General features: G+C 56.6%; 14 protein-coding genes. 7 read left to right on the top strand and 7 right to left on the bottom strand.

Features of this window, described 5'->3' with window-relative positions; translation table 11 throughout:
* Positions 1 to 99 precede the first annotated feature (99 nt).
* Positions 100 to 648: a winged helix DNA-binding protein gene (locus ACOTX7_RS08975; RefSeq protein ID WP_006810671.1), complete on the top strand. Its 549-nt coding sequence runs from the start codon at positions 100 to 102 to the stop codon at positions 646 to 648.
* Here the strand turns inward: ACOTX7_RS08975 and glgX are convergent.
* The 3 genes from glgX to treZ are packed head-to-tail and all read right to left on the bottom strand — an operon-like array spanning position 645 to position 6987.
* Positions 645 to 2720, bottom strand: a complete 2076-nt coding sequence (gene glgX, locus ACOTX7_RS08980; RefSeq protein ID WP_221255999.1) for a glycogen debranching protein GlgX — start codon at positions 2718 to 2720, stop codon at positions 645 to 647. The genes ACOTX7_RS08975 and glgX overlap by 4 nt on opposite strands.
* Positions 2721 to 2734: 14 nt before the next feature.
* Positions 2735 to 5203, bottom strand: a complete 2469-nt coding sequence (gene treY, locus ACOTX7_RS08985; RefSeq protein ID WP_221256000.1) for a malto-oligosyltrehalose synthase — start codon at positions 5201 to 5203, stop codon at positions 2735 to 2737.
* On the bottom strand, positions 5200 to 6987 hold the full coding sequence (gene treZ / locus ACOTX7_RS08990) for a malto-oligosyltrehalose trehalohydrolase (RefSeq protein ID WP_221256001.1): 1788 nt from the start codon (positions 6985 to 6987) through the stop codon (positions 5200 to 5202). The genes treY and treZ overlap by 4 nt, the downstream gene beginning before the upstream one ends.
* A gap of 131 nt (positions 6988 to 7118) precedes the next feature.
* Here treZ and ACOTX7_RS08995 point away from each other — a divergent pair, with 131 nt between their 5' ends.
* The 3 genes from ACOTX7_RS08995 (at position 7119) to ACOTX7_RS09005 (ending at position 9727) form a co-directional block, all read left to right on the top strand.
* A complete protein-coding gene (locus ACOTX7_RS08995; RefSeq protein WP_000548096.1) occupies positions 7119 to 7646 on the top strand; it encodes a GNAT family N-acetyltransferase in 528 nt (175 codons plus the stop codon).
* Between the two features lie 111 nt (positions 7647 to 7757).
* Positions 7758 to 8642 carry an SDR family oxidoreductase gene (locus ACOTX7_RS09000; RefSeq protein ID WP_000103461.1) on the top strand — a complete coding sequence of 295 codons (885 nt, stop codon included), beginning with the start codon at positions 7758 to 7760 and terminating at the stop codon, positions 8640 to 8642.
* A gap of 107 nt (positions 8643 to 8749) precedes the next feature.
* A complete protein-coding gene (locus tag ACOTX7_RS09005) occupies positions 8750 to 9727 on the top strand; it encodes an MBL fold metallo-hydrolase (protein ID WP_221813183.1) in 978 nt (325 codons plus the stop codon).
* 18 nt (positions 9728 to 9745) lie between these two features.
* Here ACOTX7_RS09005 and ACOTX7_RS09010 read toward each other — a convergent pair whose 3' ends face one another.
* Positions 9746 to 10630 carry a LysR substrate-binding domain-containing protein gene (locus ACOTX7_RS09010; protein ID WP_221256003.1) on the bottom strand — a complete coding sequence of 295 codons (885 nt, stop codon included), beginning with the start codon at positions 10628 to 10630 and terminating at the stop codon, positions 9746 to 9748.
* A 111-nt stretch (positions 10631 to 10741) separates the two neighbouring features.
* Here ACOTX7_RS09010 and ACOTX7_RS09015 point away from each other — a divergent pair, with 111 nt between their 5' ends.
* The 3 genes from ACOTX7_RS09015 to ACOTX7_RS09025 all read left to right on the top strand — a co-directional run bounded on the left by ACOTX7_RS09015 (position 10742) and on the right by ACOTX7_RS09025 (position 13939).
* Positions 10742 to 12223 (top strand): UbiD family decarboxylase, encoded by a 1482-nt coding sequence (locus tag ACOTX7_RS09015; RefSeq protein ID WP_221256004.1) that lies wholly within the window; start codon positions 10742 to 10744, stop codon positions 12221 to 12223.
* A 131-nt stretch (positions 12224 to 12354) separates the two neighbouring features.
* On the top strand, positions 12355 to 12642 hold the full coding sequence (locus tag ACOTX7_RS09020; protein WP_221256005.1) for a VF530 family DNA-binding protein: 288 nt from the start codon (positions 12355 to 12357) through the stop codon (positions 12640 to 12642).
* A 7-nt stretch (positions 12643 to 12649) separates the two neighbouring features.
* A complete protein-coding gene (locus tag ACOTX7_RS09025; RefSeq protein WP_221256006.1) occupies positions 12650 to 13939 on the top strand; it encodes a glycoside hydrolase family 10 protein in 1290 nt (429 codons plus the stop codon).
* A 38-nt stretch (positions 13940 to 13977) separates the two neighbouring features.
* Here ACOTX7_RS09025 and dsbG read toward each other — a convergent pair whose 3' ends face one another.
* The 3 genes from dsbG to ACOTX7_RS09040 are packed head-to-tail and all read right to left on the bottom strand — an operon-like array spanning position 13978 to position 15772.
* On the bottom strand, positions 13978 to 14754 hold the full coding sequence (gene dsbG / locus ACOTX7_RS09030; protein ID WP_221256007.1) for a thiol:disulfide interchange protein DsbG: 777 nt from the start codon (positions 14752 to 14754) through the stop codon (positions 13978 to 13980).
* A gap of 41 nt (positions 14755 to 14795) precedes the next feature.
* Complete coding sequence (locus ACOTX7_RS09035; protein WP_221257248.1) at positions 14796 to 15353, bottom strand: RNA polymerase sigma factor; 558 nt, start codon at positions 15351 to 15353, stop codon at positions 14796 to 14798.
* Between the two features lie 5 nt (positions 15354 to 15358).
* Entirely contained in the window at positions 15359 to 15772 is a 414-nt protein-coding gene (locus ACOTX7_RS09040; RefSeq protein WP_221256008.1) for a hypothetical protein, read from the bottom strand.
* Positions 15773 to 15784 lie beyond the last annotated feature (12 nt).

Below are 15784 nucleotides of genomic sequence, written 5' to 3' on the forward strand. Positions count from 1 at the left end.
ACTAAAAAGCTATATCTGAACGTCAAAAACATGTAAACAATTTATCAATAAAATGTTCTTATTTTATCGACGGGTTTACATTTCGGGGGAAGGATCGTTATGACGACAAAGAAAAAGACGACAGCGTTAAACCACGACGATATAACGGACGGGCGTATCGTCTCCTCCCGTCATCTCGTCTCAGAGCGGTGTGCCGAATTATCAGAGCTGGAATATGCGCTGATCATGACCAGCAATGCGTTTAACAAATGGATGGTGCGCTGCATGACCGCAGCGGGTGAACCGGATATGGGGGCCTTTGACGTTTCGCTTCTGCACCACGTGAACCACCGCAACCGTAAGAAAAAGCTGGCTGATATCTGCTTTGTGCTGAACGTGGAAGATACGCATGTGGTCACGTATGCGCTGAAAAAGCTGGTCAAGGCGGGATATGTCACCAGCGAGAAAGCCGGAAAAGAGCTTTTTTTCTCCACCACGGAGGAGGGAAAAGCGCTGTGCATGAAGTACCGGGAGGTGCGGGAAGCCTGCCTGATCAACATTCATGCGGAAAGCGGCATTCCGGGCGCGTCGATTGGCGAGACCGCGCAGTTACTCCGCGCGATCTCCTCCCTGTACGATACCGCCGCACGCGCGGCAGCTTCTCTTTAAGGACGGCGGAAAAGCGTCATACTCCGTCCGGCCAGTTCATAATCGACGGAGTCCGTGATGATCTCCCCTGTGGGAGCATCATCCGCCGTCGAGAGTTCCAGCACCCAGCCCCCTTCGCCAAACTGCGGGATCTGGAATGGCACCGTGCCTTCAAACGGGTTAAACAGCACCAGTACGTCGTGCCAGACGCCCTCTTCCTGCACAAGATCAGGACGGCTGATGGCGAGACCAAGGGTGGATCCCTCATCCCACTGTTCCGACTGCTGCGGGCCGCCACCGGCGTTAAACCAGCGGATCTCCAGCCCGTCGCGCCAGTTTTCACGTCGCAGCAGCGGCTGCTCAGCGCGCAGGGCAATCAACCGACGGGTAAACTCGCGCAGCTTCTCGTCGTTTTCAGTGAGTCCTTCCCAGTTTACCCAGGAGATTTCGCTGTCCTGACAATAGCCGTTGTTATTGCCGTTTTGCGTCCGGCCAAACTCATCACCTGCCAGCAGCATCGGCGTGCCGTGCGAGAAGAAGAGCGTGGTAAGGAAGTTGCGCTTTTGCCGCTCGCGGGTGGCGATGATATCCGGGTTTTCCGTCGGCCCCTCTTCGCCGTAGTGATATGACCGGTTATCGTTGTGTCCGTCGTTATTATCTTCCCCGTTATCGGCGTTATGCTTCTCGTTGTACGACACCAGGTCGTTGAGCGTGAAGCCGTCATGCGCGGTGATAAAATTGACGCTGGCCCACGGACGACGCCCGCGCAGATCGTACAAATCACCGGACCCTAACAGACGGGCGGCAAAATCGTTAGAGACGTTATCCCCCTTCCAGTATTCGCGCACCGTGTCGCGGTACTTGTCGTTCCACTCACCCCAGCCTGGCGGGAAGCCCCCCACCTGATACCCGCCGGGGCCGATATCCCACGGCTCACCGATGAGCTTCAGCTTCGACAGCACCGGATCCTGGGTCACGGCATCGAAGAAGCCGCCGCGCGGATCGAATCCCTCCGGCTCACGTCCGAGAATGGTCCCGAGGTCAAAGCGGAAACCATCAATCTGCATCGATTCCGCCCAGTAACGCAGGGAGTCCATGACCATCTGCAACACGCGGGGGTGCGACGTGTTAACGGTGTTCCCGGTGCCGGTGTCGTTGATGTAGTACCGGTGCTGATCCGGCATGGTGCGGTAATAGCAGAAGTTATCAATCCCTTTGAACGACAGGGTTGGCCCCAGTTCGTTGCCCTCCGCCGTGTGGTTATAGACCACGTCGAGGATCACCTCGATACCCGCGTCATGATAGGCACGCACCATGTCGCGGAACCCCTGGATCCCCGCCGGGCCGTAATAGCGGGACGCTGGCGCAAAGAAAGCGAGCGAGTTATAGCCCCAGAAGTTTTTCAGGCCGCGATCGAGCAGATGCTGATCGTCAGGGAACCAGTGAACCGGCAGCAGCTCGACCGAGGTAATGCCGAGGCTTTTAATGTATTCCACCGACGCTTTATGCCCCATCCCCTCAAACGTACCGCGCAGTTCAGGCGGAATCGCCGGGTTAAGCTGGGTAAAGCCTTTTACGTGGCTCTCATAGACCACGGTATGCGGCCAGGGGATATCGGGACGGCGGGAGTCTTGCCAGTCAACGGCATTGGGATCGATAACCTTGCATTTGGGCGTAAACGGCGCGCTGTCTCGGGTATCAAAACTGAGATCCAGCTCATCGTGTCCCAGCTCATAGCCGAAGTGGGCATCGTTCCACTCAATGTCACCCACCAGTTCACGGGCATAGGGATCAATGAGCAACTTATTGGGGTTGAACCGGTGGCCGTTCTCCGGATCGTACGAACCATAAACACGGTAGCCATACAGCGCCCCCGGTTTCAGATCCGGCACATAGCCATGCCAGACCTCATGGGTATATTCCGGCAGCTCCAGGCGGGCGATTTCGGTTTTCCCGGAGGGGTCGAACAGACAAAGCTCCACCCGCTCCGCGTGGGCGGAAAACAGGGCGAAGTTCACCCCTTTCCCGTCATAATTTGCGCCCAACTGCTGGCCATGACCGGCCCGAATTTCAAACGTTGTATCCTTTGGCATTTTTGTTCTCTCGATTAATCGCAGGTAAGCAGAACCAATAAACATCCCTTTTCAGACGTTAAATCCAGCGTCTCTGGCAGACGGCGACGCTCACCGGTAAACAGATCCCGGTAGTGCTTCCCGGCCAGCTCCTGGGGTATCGCCACGGTAGTATTGGCCCACAGCGTCGCATTGTCGGTGACGTCAAACACCAAGCGCGGCACGGCGACGATAAGCGCCTCGTCATTGTTTATGCGGGCATAAACGATCAGTTTCTCCTCCCGCTCGCCGCTCACCTTCAGCGGCAGCCAGTCGCCGTAGCGGAAAAGCGCGGGATAATGCGGCCTAAGCCGTAACAGCGTGGCGGTGACGTTCTGTTTCACGCTGCCGTCTCGCCAGCGTTGCGCATCGTTAAAGAGGGTTGCATCCGCCGTGCTGAGGTTTTCCGCCAGCGCGGTGAAATCCGGTTCGCGTCGGTTATCCGGGTCGACCAGGCTAAAGTTAAGCCCTTCGCTGCCCTGGTAGATGTCCGGTACGCCGGGCGCCGTCAGCTTGATCACCGTCTGACTCAGGCTGTTCATTAACCCCGCCCGAATAAACGGCTGGAGTGCGGCACTGAAATCATGCAGGAACAGGGTATTATCCGGGGAGAGCAGATGGCGCACATAGTCCAGCACCACGCTCTCGTAACCTTCGTTGCTGTCGATCCAGTCGGTACGCTGTTTGGCTTCGCGCAGGGCTTTCTCTATAAAGCCAAGGAAACGCGCTTCAAGTGACTTAAGGCCGTCACGATCGTCAGGCGACAGCGTGGCTGGCCAGACGCCCGCCAGCGCCTGGAAGATCATCCAGGTGTCGGCGGCGTTCGGCGCGGTGCCGTCATTAAGAAATCGGACATGCGTCTGGTTCATCTGCCGCCAGCGCGCCAGGTTTTCGCTCCACAGATCTGGCGCTTCCGTCAGGGTGTAAAGCCGCGCCCGCGCGTCCTCGCCGCGTTTGGTGTCGTGGGTTGAGGTGCCCAGTAGCGCATCGGGTTGCCGGGCAAGACGAATGCGCATCTCCTGGTGAAAACGGGAAAGTGAAAACGCGCGCGGCGTCGGGTCGGCGCCGACTTCGTTCAGGGCCAGCTCCAGGTTATGGCGGAAGAACAGCGTATCCTCCACCGACTTCGCCATCAGCGGCCCGGTCAGCTGCTGAAAACGGGTGCGGAAAAGCGACGCCAGCGCCTGGTCGTGCTCCGGCACATCACCGGTGAGAATACGCACGATCAGACTCAGAGCGGGTTCAGAGGTGTTGACGCTGGCGACCACCCGGCTGAGCAGCGACACATCCGATGGCGTCAGCCCCTCCGCGGTGCCGTAGGTGCGATACACCGGAAACGCGATGAGCAGCTCACGTAAGGCATGGCGAATGTCCTCGTGCTCCACGTCGGCGCCGTTATGCCCGGCCAGCTCGCTGGCTATTTTGAGCAGCGTGGTAAATTCACCTTCAAAATTACGATCGGTCATCAGCCCTTTGGCTTTGCGAAGTTCCGCCTGCCTGTCCACAATCGTACCCAGCGTCTCGTCGTGAAGCGTCTCCAGCCGCGAGAGGTTGGTATCATCCACCAGCACTTCCGCCAGCGAGGCGATAAACTCATACCCCGTGGTGCCCGAGACGGGCCATTCCGGGGGAAGCTGTTCCCCTTTGGCGAGGATCTTCTCCACCGTGATGTAGCAGTCCGGCCCGGTCGCCGCCCGCAGGCGTTGCAAATAGCCCAGCGGATCGGCAAGCCCGTCCACATGGTCAATGCGCAGGCCGTCGACAATTCCGGCGTGGACAAGCTCAAGGATCAGGCGGTGCGTGTCTGCGAATACCGCCTCATCCTCTACACGCACGCCCACCAGCCCGGTAATTTCAAAAAAGCGTCGCCACGAAAGCTGTTTCGGCGCTTCCCGCCAGGACATCAGCCGCCAGCTTTGCGCTTCGTGGATCTCAGCGATGCTCTTGCTTTCGTTATACGTGCCGGGATTAAGCGGATAGGCGGCATCATAGTAAACCAGCGCCGCGCTGTTCGTGACACTGTCACGTTTTAAGGTAATAGCTCCCCGCTCCAGCTCGGCTTCAAAGGTGTCGCCAAGAAACGGCAACGTCAGCGGTCGGGACCCGTCGATATCAAAATACGCTGCGTAGCGGCTCTTATTGCCGTGCTCGATAACATCGCGCCACCAGCGGTTTTCCAGCGAGGTCGACATATGGTTAGGAACGATATCCAGAATCAGGCCCATCCCCGCCTGTTTCAGCGCCGCCGCCATGCGGTCAAACCCGTCTCGTCCGCCAATCGCCGGGTCGATTTCGTTGGGATCCGTCACGTCATAGCCGTGGGTCGAGTCTGTGGTGGCGGTGAAAACAGGCGACGCGTAGAGATGGCTGATACCGAGGTCTTTCATATACGGAATCAGGTCCACCACGCGATCGAAGGTCATGCCGTTGCGAAACTGAATGCGATAAGTAGAGGAAGGGATCATAGCGCTGCGTCTCCGTCAGCAAAGCGAACAACAATGCTGTTCGGCGGCAGGTTTTCGACGGCCTCCGGCCAGCTAAAGATCGTTTTTCCTGACAGGTCCGGTAAAGTGAGCGGCTTTTTGCCGATATTCAGCGCCAGCGACAGCGTACCGGATGGAAAACCCCAGCTCACGGCAACCATGCCGAGCGCCGTTTGCAGGACGTGACCCTCAACGGTGCCGTGCTGTTTCAGTAACGGGACGATAAAGCGCTGACGCAGCGCAATCAGTTCACGCGTAACGTGCAGCCACGCCCTGCCTTCCTCCGTTTCTGCCTTGTTCCAGTCAAGCTTCGACCGCATAAAGGTATTCAGGTCGTTAGGATCCGGTACGGTTTCATCGTGCCCGGCATGGCCGGAAAACTCTTTCGCGCGCCCTTCCCGCACCGCTTTCGCCAGGTCGCCGTGGAAGTCGGTGAAGAAGAGGAACGGATGCGTCTCGCCATACTCCTCCCCCATAAACAGGAGCGGAATATGGGGCGACAGGAGCAGCGCCGCGAACAGCACGTGCGTTTTCTCTGCGCCAACCAGAGAGATAAGTCTCTCCCCCTGGGCACGGTTGCCGACCTGATCGTGGTTCTGAATAAAATCGACAAAAAACTGCGGCGGTTGCTCGCGACACTCCACCCCGCGCGATTTCCCGGTCTGAAGCGAGATCTCCCCCTGGTAGACAAACCCTTCTGCCAGCGCCCGCGCCAGTTTTTTCTCCGGCTCAAAGGCAAAGTCCTGGTAATAGCCGTGTGATTCCCCGGTCGCGAACACGTGCGCGGCGTTGTGAAAGTCATCATTCCATTCGGCGGTAAAAAGCGGCGTCTGACCATGCTCATCGCGCGGATGCAGGAAAATGACGTTGCGACTGTCTTCGGTGGTCAGGTGGATAAGCCGATCCGGAAATGCGTCGCGGATCCGTTGCGCTATCTCGGGAAGAATATGGGTCTCTGCGTCGTCATGGATCTGGTCGATGGCGTCGAAGCGCAAACCGTCGAGATGATACTCCGACAGCCAGAATAACGGCGCCTCAGCGATGTATTGCCGGACGGCGTCAACGTCATAGGCAATACCGTTGCCCCACGGCGTCATACGATCCTGATGGAAAAACGCCGGTGAGAGTAACGGCAGGTAGTTCCCTTCCGGGCCAAAGTGGTTGAGTACGATATCCAGCACCACGGAAAGCCCGAGCGCGTGGGCGGCATCGATGAAAGCATGAAAATCATCCGGTGTGCCATACGCCGAGTGCGGGGCATACAGCAGTACGCCGTCATACCCCCAACCGCGCGCCCCCCCGAACTGGGACACGGGCATCACTTCCAGCTGCGTTATACCCAGATCGGCGAGATAAGGCAGTTTGTCGATGGCCGCCCTGAAGGTGCCTTCCTGCGTGAAGGTGCCGATATGCAGCTCGTAGATCACCGTCTCTTCCCACGGCCGTCCTTGCCATTCCCGTTGTGTGGGCAGGTTGCGACGCGGGTCGATCACCACCGACGGGCCATTGACGTCAGCCTGCTGCGCGCGCGAGGCCGGGTCCGGCACCGCCATTCCATCCTGTAAAACAAACTGATACGTCGTACCGTGCCGGATGCCGGGCACGTCAATCTGAAACCAGCCGTCGCCCATCGCCGCCATCGGAATGTCGGTGTCGGTTAAACGCAACGTGAGATCTTTCTGCCCTTCAGCCCAGACGCGAAAACGTACCACGTCATCGGAAATAAACTCAGCACCCCAGTGCCAGCGACATGTTCTGAATTCCATTCATTGTCCTCGAATGACCACATTTTACGCGGAACGAAATACAAGCTTAGACCAGGATCTACAGAGTGTTATGCCAGCAGGGTATACCGCTTCGTCTATCATCTATTTATAACTCCCACTTAAGGAATACTATGCATATTCGAAAAGGATTAAGCACCGACCTCGCCCGTCTTGAATGTTGTGATTTTTCTTTCATGGTTGATGAGATTGCCAGAGAGCCGTTTATTAATGGCGACTTGCATATCGAGGCGCTGACCGAACCTTATCTTAAAACCTATGAGCTTGATCTCCAGACGCTGGAAAATCATTGTGTTAATCCAAATTCAATATTTCTTATCGCCGAAACGGATGACGGTGAAATCGCCGGTTTTATTACCGCGTCCTGCAACTGGAATAAATTTATCTCGGTGGATTACATTGCGGTGGAGCGGTCAAAACGCCGAACGGGTGCGGCGCACAGGCTGATGTCCGCCACCCACGTCTGGGCGCGAAGCCTCAATGCGCCCGGCTTGCGGCTGGAGACGCAGAACGTCAATGTTTCAGCCTGTCTGTTCTATCGTCACTATGGGTTTATTCTGGGGGGGTACGATCGCTATCTTTACAACGCCCTGCCGGAAAAAGATGAAGTCGCCCTTTTCTGGTATTACATGCTTGCTTAAGAATTATTTTACCGCCGCGAATGGAATATAGATTTGTCTGAATTTGTCAATTTTGCCCGCTTGCGTTTAATTAACGACTAATCTTGGAATTCACTATATAAGGAGGCCGGTATGTCTACAGGAAATAATCACACGCTGCATTACCCTCGTCCACCGTTTGCTGAACAACCGCAAATGGCCCCCGGGCTGGCATCGGAAATGAAGCCAATACCGGATCATGGTGAAACAAGTTATATCGGGTCGGGAAAACTGGCAGGAAAAAAAGCGCTGATTACCGGCGGTGATTCCGGTATTGGTCGCGCGGTCGCCATCGCCTATGCCCGTGAAGGTGCAGATGTCGCTATTGGTTATCTGCCGGAAGAAGAGTCCGATGCGGCATCGGTCATTGCGCTGATTCAGGCCGAAGGCCGTAAAGCGGTCGCCATTCCCGGCGACATTCGCGTGGAGTCGTTCTGCGATACGCTGGTGGAAAAAGCCGTCGCCGAACTGGGTGGTCTGGATATCCTGGTGAATAACGCCGGACGCCAGCAGTACTGCGAATCAATCGACGATCTCACCACGGCAGATTTCGACGCGACGTTTAAGACCAACGTCTATGCGCCCTTCTGGATCACGAAAGCAGCGCTGCGCCATTTGCAGGAAGGCGCCGTGATCATCAACACCACGTCCGTGCAGGCGTTTAAACCGAGCGCGATCCTGGTGGACTATGCGCAAACCAAAGCCTGTAATGTGGCCTTCACCAAGTCTCTGGCCCAGCAGCTGGGGCCGCGTGGCATCCGGGTGAATGCCGTCGCGCCGGGTCCGTACTGGACACCGCTTCAGTCCAGCGGCGGTCAGCCGCAGTCCAAAGTTCAGAAGTTCGGGGAAGACACTCCCCTGGGCCGACCGGGCCAGCCGGTTGAAATCGCACCGCTGTATGTGCTGTTTGCCTCCGATGCCTGTTCATACGCTTCCGGGCAAGTGTGGTGCTCTGACGGCGGTACCGGCGTGCTGTAAAACATCCTCTCAGACCTATCCATTTCATGGATAGGTCACATTCACTCCCCGGCTGCTCTCAAAAATCGCAATTGAACTATGATGAACTTACTATTGAGGAGCCCATCATGTTTACTGTGAAAAAACTTGCGATATCAACCCTGTTGACCGGTTCGGTTGTATTCTTTCCAGCGATCCACGCGGTGGCCAGCGTTCCGCAGCATGTGGTGAAACAGCAGGCTGGCGGCTACAGCGTTCAGGTTGGCGATACGATTGTCACCGCCTTTACGGACGGCAGCGTGCCGCAGGATCTGCACGCCTTACTGCGCCGGACGACGGCGGAAAATACCGATGCGTTACTGGCTAAAAACTTCCAGGCCAATCCGGTGGAAGCATCGATTAACGCGTTCTATATCGCCATCCCCGGCCACAAAATTCTGGTGGATACCGGTTCCGGTCAGCTCTTCGGCCCCGGCAAAGGCGGGCGGCTGATTGAGAGTCTGGCGACGCAGGGCATCAGGCCGCAGGATATTACCGATATCCTGATCACCCATGCGCACTCCGATCACGCTGGCGGCCTGGTCAAAGACGGTCAGCGCGTGTTTACCCACGCGCAGGTGTATGTCGGCAAACCGGATATCGATTTCTTCTTTAACGACGAGAACCAGAAAAAGTCTGGCTATGACCAGAACTACTTCGACGTTGCGCACAAGACCTTAAAGCCCTATCTGGATGCCGGAAAAGTGAAGACCTTCTCCGGCACGGAACAGCTTCTGCCGGGCATCAGCGGTACGGTTCACCCGGGACACACCCCAGGCTCCGCGTTCTACACGCTGGAGAGCAAAGGTGAAAAAATGACTTTTGTCGGCGACATCATTCACGTTGCCGCGGTTCAGTTCCCGCAGCCCAACGTGACGATTGCTTACGATGAGGATCAGGACGGCGCCGCCCGGGTACGCAACGCAGCTTTCGCTGAGTTTGTGAAAAACAAAGATCTGATTGCGGCGCCACATCTGCCTTTCCCCGGAATCGGCTTTGTGACGAAAGGTGAGCGGGACGGCTATGCGTGGGTTCCGGTGACCTATACCAACCGTGACGCAAAATAAGATGTCCCCCGCCGGACGTCAGGTATGATCGAGGATGCTCATCAATTTTTTCAGCACCTCAGAGCGAATAATCCGGTGGCAAACAAGCGTCAGCTCGCTCTCCCGGAGTCGGTCAAGAATATCCACATAGACGACGTTTTCTACGCATATCGCCTTCGCTGAGGCCGGTAGCATGGCGATGCCAAACCCTGCCGAGACAAGGCTTATCACCGTGGGGACATCGGTGGCATTTTGCACCACGTCAGGCTGTATGCCCGCGCTGTGGCAGGCATCATAGAAATATTGCTCCAGCCCCATCCCCTCCGGGTCGCGCAGGGCGATCCACTTCTCCTCTTTAACCGACGCAAGCGTCAGCGCGGCGGAGCCAGCAAGACTGTGTTGACGAGGTAAGGCCAGCACGGCTTTTTCCGTTGTGAAAGGACGGCTTTGCAGATCGTCAGGCAGCAGCGGTAACGGGGCACGAATAATGGCCACATCCAGCTGGTTGCTTTGCACGGCGCTATAAAGGGTTTGCACGTTCCCCGTCATCATAGACAAGATGATGGCCGGCCATTTCTCATGCAGAAGCCGCAGCGCGGCGGGCAGCTTACTGTCGAATATCGCACTTGAAACACAGCCGAGATTCAGCACGCCCTGTTCCCCTCTGGCCGTCTGTCTGGCATCCAGAATCGCCTGATCGGTCATAAGAATCGCAACTCTGGCTTTACTGAGAAACGCTTCACCGGCTGGCGTCAGCGTCAGGCGACGATTCGCCCGGCTAAAGAGCATCACCCCCAGCCGATCTTCAAGCGTTTTTATCTGCTGGCTTAGCGCCGGTTGCGCCATGTTGAGACGCTCCGCCGCCCGGTGCATGTGAAGCTCTTCAGCCACCACAATAAAATTGCGCATCAGTCGAAACTGCATACCCTGCCTTCATTATTGATAATAAAATTCTTATTAAAATAGCATAAATGATGCAATTGATAGCCCTCTTCGTCCGGTTAAGAATGGAAGCATTCATCCGAGGGGGAAAATATGGAAAATCACATCAACGATCTCAGAAGTGCTATCGAACTGCTCAAACGCCATGAAGGTCAATACCTTGAGACCAGCCATCCGGTCGATCCTGACGCGGAGCTGGCGGGTGTGTACCGGCACATTGGTGCTGGCGGCACGGTAAAACGTCCGACGCGCATCGGCCCGGCGATGATGTTTAATGCGATTAAGGGGTATCCCGACTCCCGTATTCTGGTCGGAATGCACGCCAGCCGCGAGCGTGCGGCGCTCCTGCTGGGCTGCGAGCCCTCTGAACTGGCAAAACATGTCGGCCAGGCCGTGAAAAACCCGATTGCTCCCGTTGTCGTCCCGGCGACCCAGGCGCCGTGTCAGGAACAGGTGTTTTATGCCGACGATCCGGACTTTGATCTGCGTAAATTGCTTCCGGCACCGACCAACACGCCGATAGATGCCGGTCCGTTCTTCTGTCTGGGGCTGGTGCTGGCAAGCGATCCGGAAGACGCGTCGCTGACCGATGTCACTATTCACCGCCTCTGCGTTCAGGAACGCGATGAGCTTTCCATGTTCCTTGCCGCGGGCCGCCATATTGAAGTGTTCCGTAAGAAAGCCGAGGAGGCGGGAAAACCGTTGCCGGTCACGATTAATATGGGCCTCGATCCCGCTATCTACATTGGTGCCTGTTTCGAAGCCCCTACTACGCCCTTCGGCTATAACGAGCTGGGTGTCGCCGGTGCGTTACGTCAGACCCCCGTCGAGCTGGTGCAGGGCGTGGCCGTAAATGAAAAAGCGATAGCGCGTGCGGAAATTATCATCGAAGGCGAACTGCTGCCCGGCGTGCGCGTAGAAGAAGATCAGCATACCCACACCGGGCACGCCATGCCGGAATTCCCCGGCTACTGCGGGGAGGCTAACCCCTCCTTACCGGTAATCAAAGTGAAGGCCGTGACGATGCGCCATCAGGCTATCCTGCAAACCCTGGTGGGTCCGGGCGAAGAGCACACCACGCTGGCCGGTTTGCCAACGGAGGCGAGCATCCGCAATGCGGTGGAAGAAGCCATCCCCGGTTTTCTGCAAAACGTCTATGCGCATACCGCTGGCGGCGGCAAATTCCTTGGCGTATTGCAGGTGAAAAAACGTCAGCCTTCTGACGAAGGGCGTCAGGGTCAGGCGGCACTCATCGCGTTAGCCACCTATTCGGAGCTTAAAAACATTATTCTCGTCGACGAAGATGTGGATATTTTCGACAGCGACGACATCTTGTGGGCCATGACCACCCGTATGCAGGGCGATGTCAGCATCACCCATCTGCCGGGGATCCGCGGACACCAGCTCGATCCGTCTCAGGCGCCGGACTACAGCCCCTCCATTCGTGGAAACGGCATCACCTGCAAAACGATTTTCGACTGTACGGTGCCCTGGGCACTGAAGTCCCGCTTTGAGCGTGCGCCCTTTATGGAGGTAGATCCAACACCGTGGGCGCCTGAACTGTTTAAAAAATAGCGTTAACCGGAAAACCTTCTTCACCCTTTCACGGGTGAAGAACCTCACGCTGAAATTGCCGCGTCCCCTGCTTTCTTGTAACCTTTGAGCGTTTATCACATCCCCATAAAAAATGAGACTACCGGACGCCTATGACAGCACATATTTCCAACGATCCTTTGCATGGCGTAACGCTCGAAATGCAGGTTAACGCGCTGGTTGCGCGATATGGCTGGAATGAACTGGGCAACCGAATCAAAATCAACTGTTTTCGCAAGGACCCGAGCGTTAAATCGAGTCTGAAGTTCCTGCGCCGCACCCCATGGGCGCGGGCGGAAGTTGAAGCCCTCTACCTCGACTCCCTTCACGATGATGGTAACGGGGAACAGGACGAACCGGCCTTTAATCCCTGGACGGACAGCCGGATACCCAGGAGCTAACACGCAAATGATGCGACACGTAAAACGGACTGGCGCGCTGCTTGGCTGCGCGCTTTTACTGGTAAGTTGCACCTCCAGACCACCTAAATCACTCGTTACCCCGCTGCCGCAGGCGAAACCAGTACAGCAGACCAACGAACCCATGCGCGGGATCTGGCTGGCGACCGTCTCCCGTCTCGACTGGCCACCCGTTTCCTCGGTGAATGGCCGTAGCGCCGAGCAGCGTATCGCCCAGCAGCAGAAGGCGCTGACGGACAAGCTCGATAAGCTGAAAAATCTTGGGATCAACACCGTCTTTTTCCAGGTCAAACCGGACAGTACGGCGCTGTGGGCCTCTAAAATACTGCCGTGGTCAGATACCCTGACGGGGACTATCGGGGAAGACCCCGGTTACGATCCCCTCCAGTTTATGCTGGATGAAGCGCATAAGCGCGGGATGAAGGTGCATGCCTGGTTTAACCCGTACCGCGTTTCCACCAACACAAAGCCGTCGACCATCGCCGCGCTTAACCGCACCTCGTCGCTTCATCCTTCCAGCGTATACGTCCAGCATCCGGAATGGATCCGCACCTCGGGGGATCGTTTTGTTCTCGACCCGGGCATTCCCGAGGTGCGGGAATGGATAACCCAGGTGGTGATGGAAGTGGTGAATCACTACCCTGTCGACGGCGTTCAGTTCGACGACTATTTTTACACCGAAACGCCGGGGTCCCCCCTGAATGATGCCTGGACCTTCAGGCGCTATGGCGAGGGATTTGCGTCAAAAGCGGACTGGCGTCGACACAATACGCAGCAGTTGATTGTGCAGGTCTCCAGGGCGATCAAGCAGGCAAAGCCTGAGGTCGAATTTGGCGTCAGCCCGGCGGGAGTCTGGCGCAACCGATCCTTCGATCCGGCAGGCTCGGACACGCGCGGTGCCGCGGCCTACGATGAGTCCTACGCTGACACGCGCAAATGGGTACAGCAGGGCTTACTGGATTATATTGCGCCGCAGATCTACTGGCCCTTCGCCCGCGACGCAGCGCGCTACGATGTGCTGACAAAATGGTGGGCTGACGTGGTGAAACCGACCCATACCCGCCTGTATATCGGGATCGCGCTCTACAAAGTGGGCGCGCCTTCCAGAAATGAGCCGGACTGGACGGTAAACGGCGGCGTACCGGAGCTGAAAAAACAGCTCGATCTCAACGATTCCCTGCCAGACGTAAAAGGCACCATCCTGTTCCGCGAAGATTATCTTAATCAGCCCCAGACGCAGGAGGCCGTAAATTATCTGCGTGGACGCTGGGGGAGCTGATGAAGAAAAGGCAGAAACACCCTGTTTCTGCCTTTCTCTTATGGCTTCGGCCCGAACATCGCCTCAAGCTGTTTTGCGTCTGGCATGCCCACGACCTGTTGCAGTTCGTTTTGCTCATTAAGGTAATAAATAGCCGGTGTGGCATTCGCCCCGAGACTGTCCATAAGCGTCTGGTGATTTTGCAGGATCTCAACGGTTTCCCGGGATGCTGCGCCTTCAGGCTTTGGCAGCTTTTTGCCGCCGGACAGCTCGTACGCTTTCCAGGCCGACACCGGATCTTTCGCATTCAGGATGGCGGAGGCGTTACGCCCGCTGTTCGGGTTGAGAAACGCGACCAGCAGCGTATTAAGCTGGACCTTTCCGGCCGTCACCCACGGCTGCGCTTCAGCCCAGAACTGCTTGCAGTACGGGCAGAACGGGTCGGCAAAGACAAAGACTTTGCGCGGGGCAGTCTCTGCACCCTCTTTCAGCGGATGCGCCGCATTCAGCTTTTTCCACATCTCGCGGCCCATCGGGGCGTAGATCTCTTTCTGGAAAAAGGCCTCACTGAGGTTGGTTCCCTTCTCATCATAAAGATAACCAGACACCACATGCTTTCCGTCAGGCGTCAGAAAGAGCGTCACGCCCATGTCCTGATATTGCCCCAGCCACGCTGGCGCGCCACCGGGGGCGTCAATTTTCTTAATGATTTTGATGTCCTGCTGTTCACTGAAGTGCTTCACCACATCCGGAAGCATCTCCTCTGCCCTGACCAGCCCTGAAGCCATCAGAGCAGAGAGTAACAGCACCTTTTTCTTTGCTAACCGTTGAAGCATAACGACCTCTCTAAATTATTGTTTTTCAGAGTGGTCGAAGTTTATTGCCCTGTCAACGCTTCATAAATATCCTTGAGGCGACTACGCAAAAATCGCACAGCTTTGTGTTTGCGGGATAATAACGCCTGCACACTGTCGCCTGTTTCCTCTGCCAGCACCTTCATGCTGTAGCCCTCAAATTCCGTTTTTTCAAACACCTCGCGCTGAAGTGGCGGCAGTTCCGACAGGGCTTGCCCCAACTCTTCCCATAGCAGCATGTTGAGATACTCCTCCTCCGGCGTTTGCGGTACGCCAAATAACGTTTCTGCAATCTCCTGCTCCGGAAAGTCCTCGTCATCTGCTGTCAGGTACCCCGGCAGTGAAACCTCGTGCTTTTTTCGCGCCCGGTCGATCATCTCATTTCGTGCAGCGCGAAACAGCCAGGCGGCGACGTTCTCGACCGGCTGTTCCACTTTCATCAACTGCCAGGTCACTTCCTGAAGAATATCATCGACATCATCACGAACCGCAGTCCGTCCGCGAATGAAGGCTTTTAGCCGCGCGCGGCAGGCATTGAGTGCCGAGATCAGTAATGATTCCCCCGCCTCACCGGCTTTCATATTGCTCACTCAGCTTCCGGCGCTTTCGCAGCGTTATCATCTCGCTTCTCATCCCGGCCGTCGTGCCACCGGCAATGGCCGTGGCGCCCAAATCCTGCCCGACGCTGCTGAATGAAGGCCTCACGTTGTTCGGGACTCATATTCATCCATTGTTCGTGCATACGGCGGTGTGCACCGAACATGCCCGGACGGAAACCCAGACCACCGAAAAGAATGCGGCTCAGCAGCAGGATCCCCAGAGCCTGCCAGAAGCCAATGGCTTTAACCCCCAGGATGGCCGGGAGCAACGCGTTCCACAGGGACATGACCAGCAGGCCAAGCACCACAAACAGGACTGCGCCAATCACGATGCCCTTGCCCATACGATGGCGGCCCAAACCATGCCCGTGACCTTTTCCATGCATATCAAAATTTCTCATGTGTACCTCGTT

The sequence above is a fragment of the Enterobacter cloacae complex sp. IR5418 genome (assembly GCF_049238105.1).
In the GTDB taxonomy this organism is placed as follows: Bacteria; Pseudomonadota; Gammaproteobacteria; order Enterobacterales; family Enterobacteriaceae; genus Enterobacter; species Enterobacter hormaechei.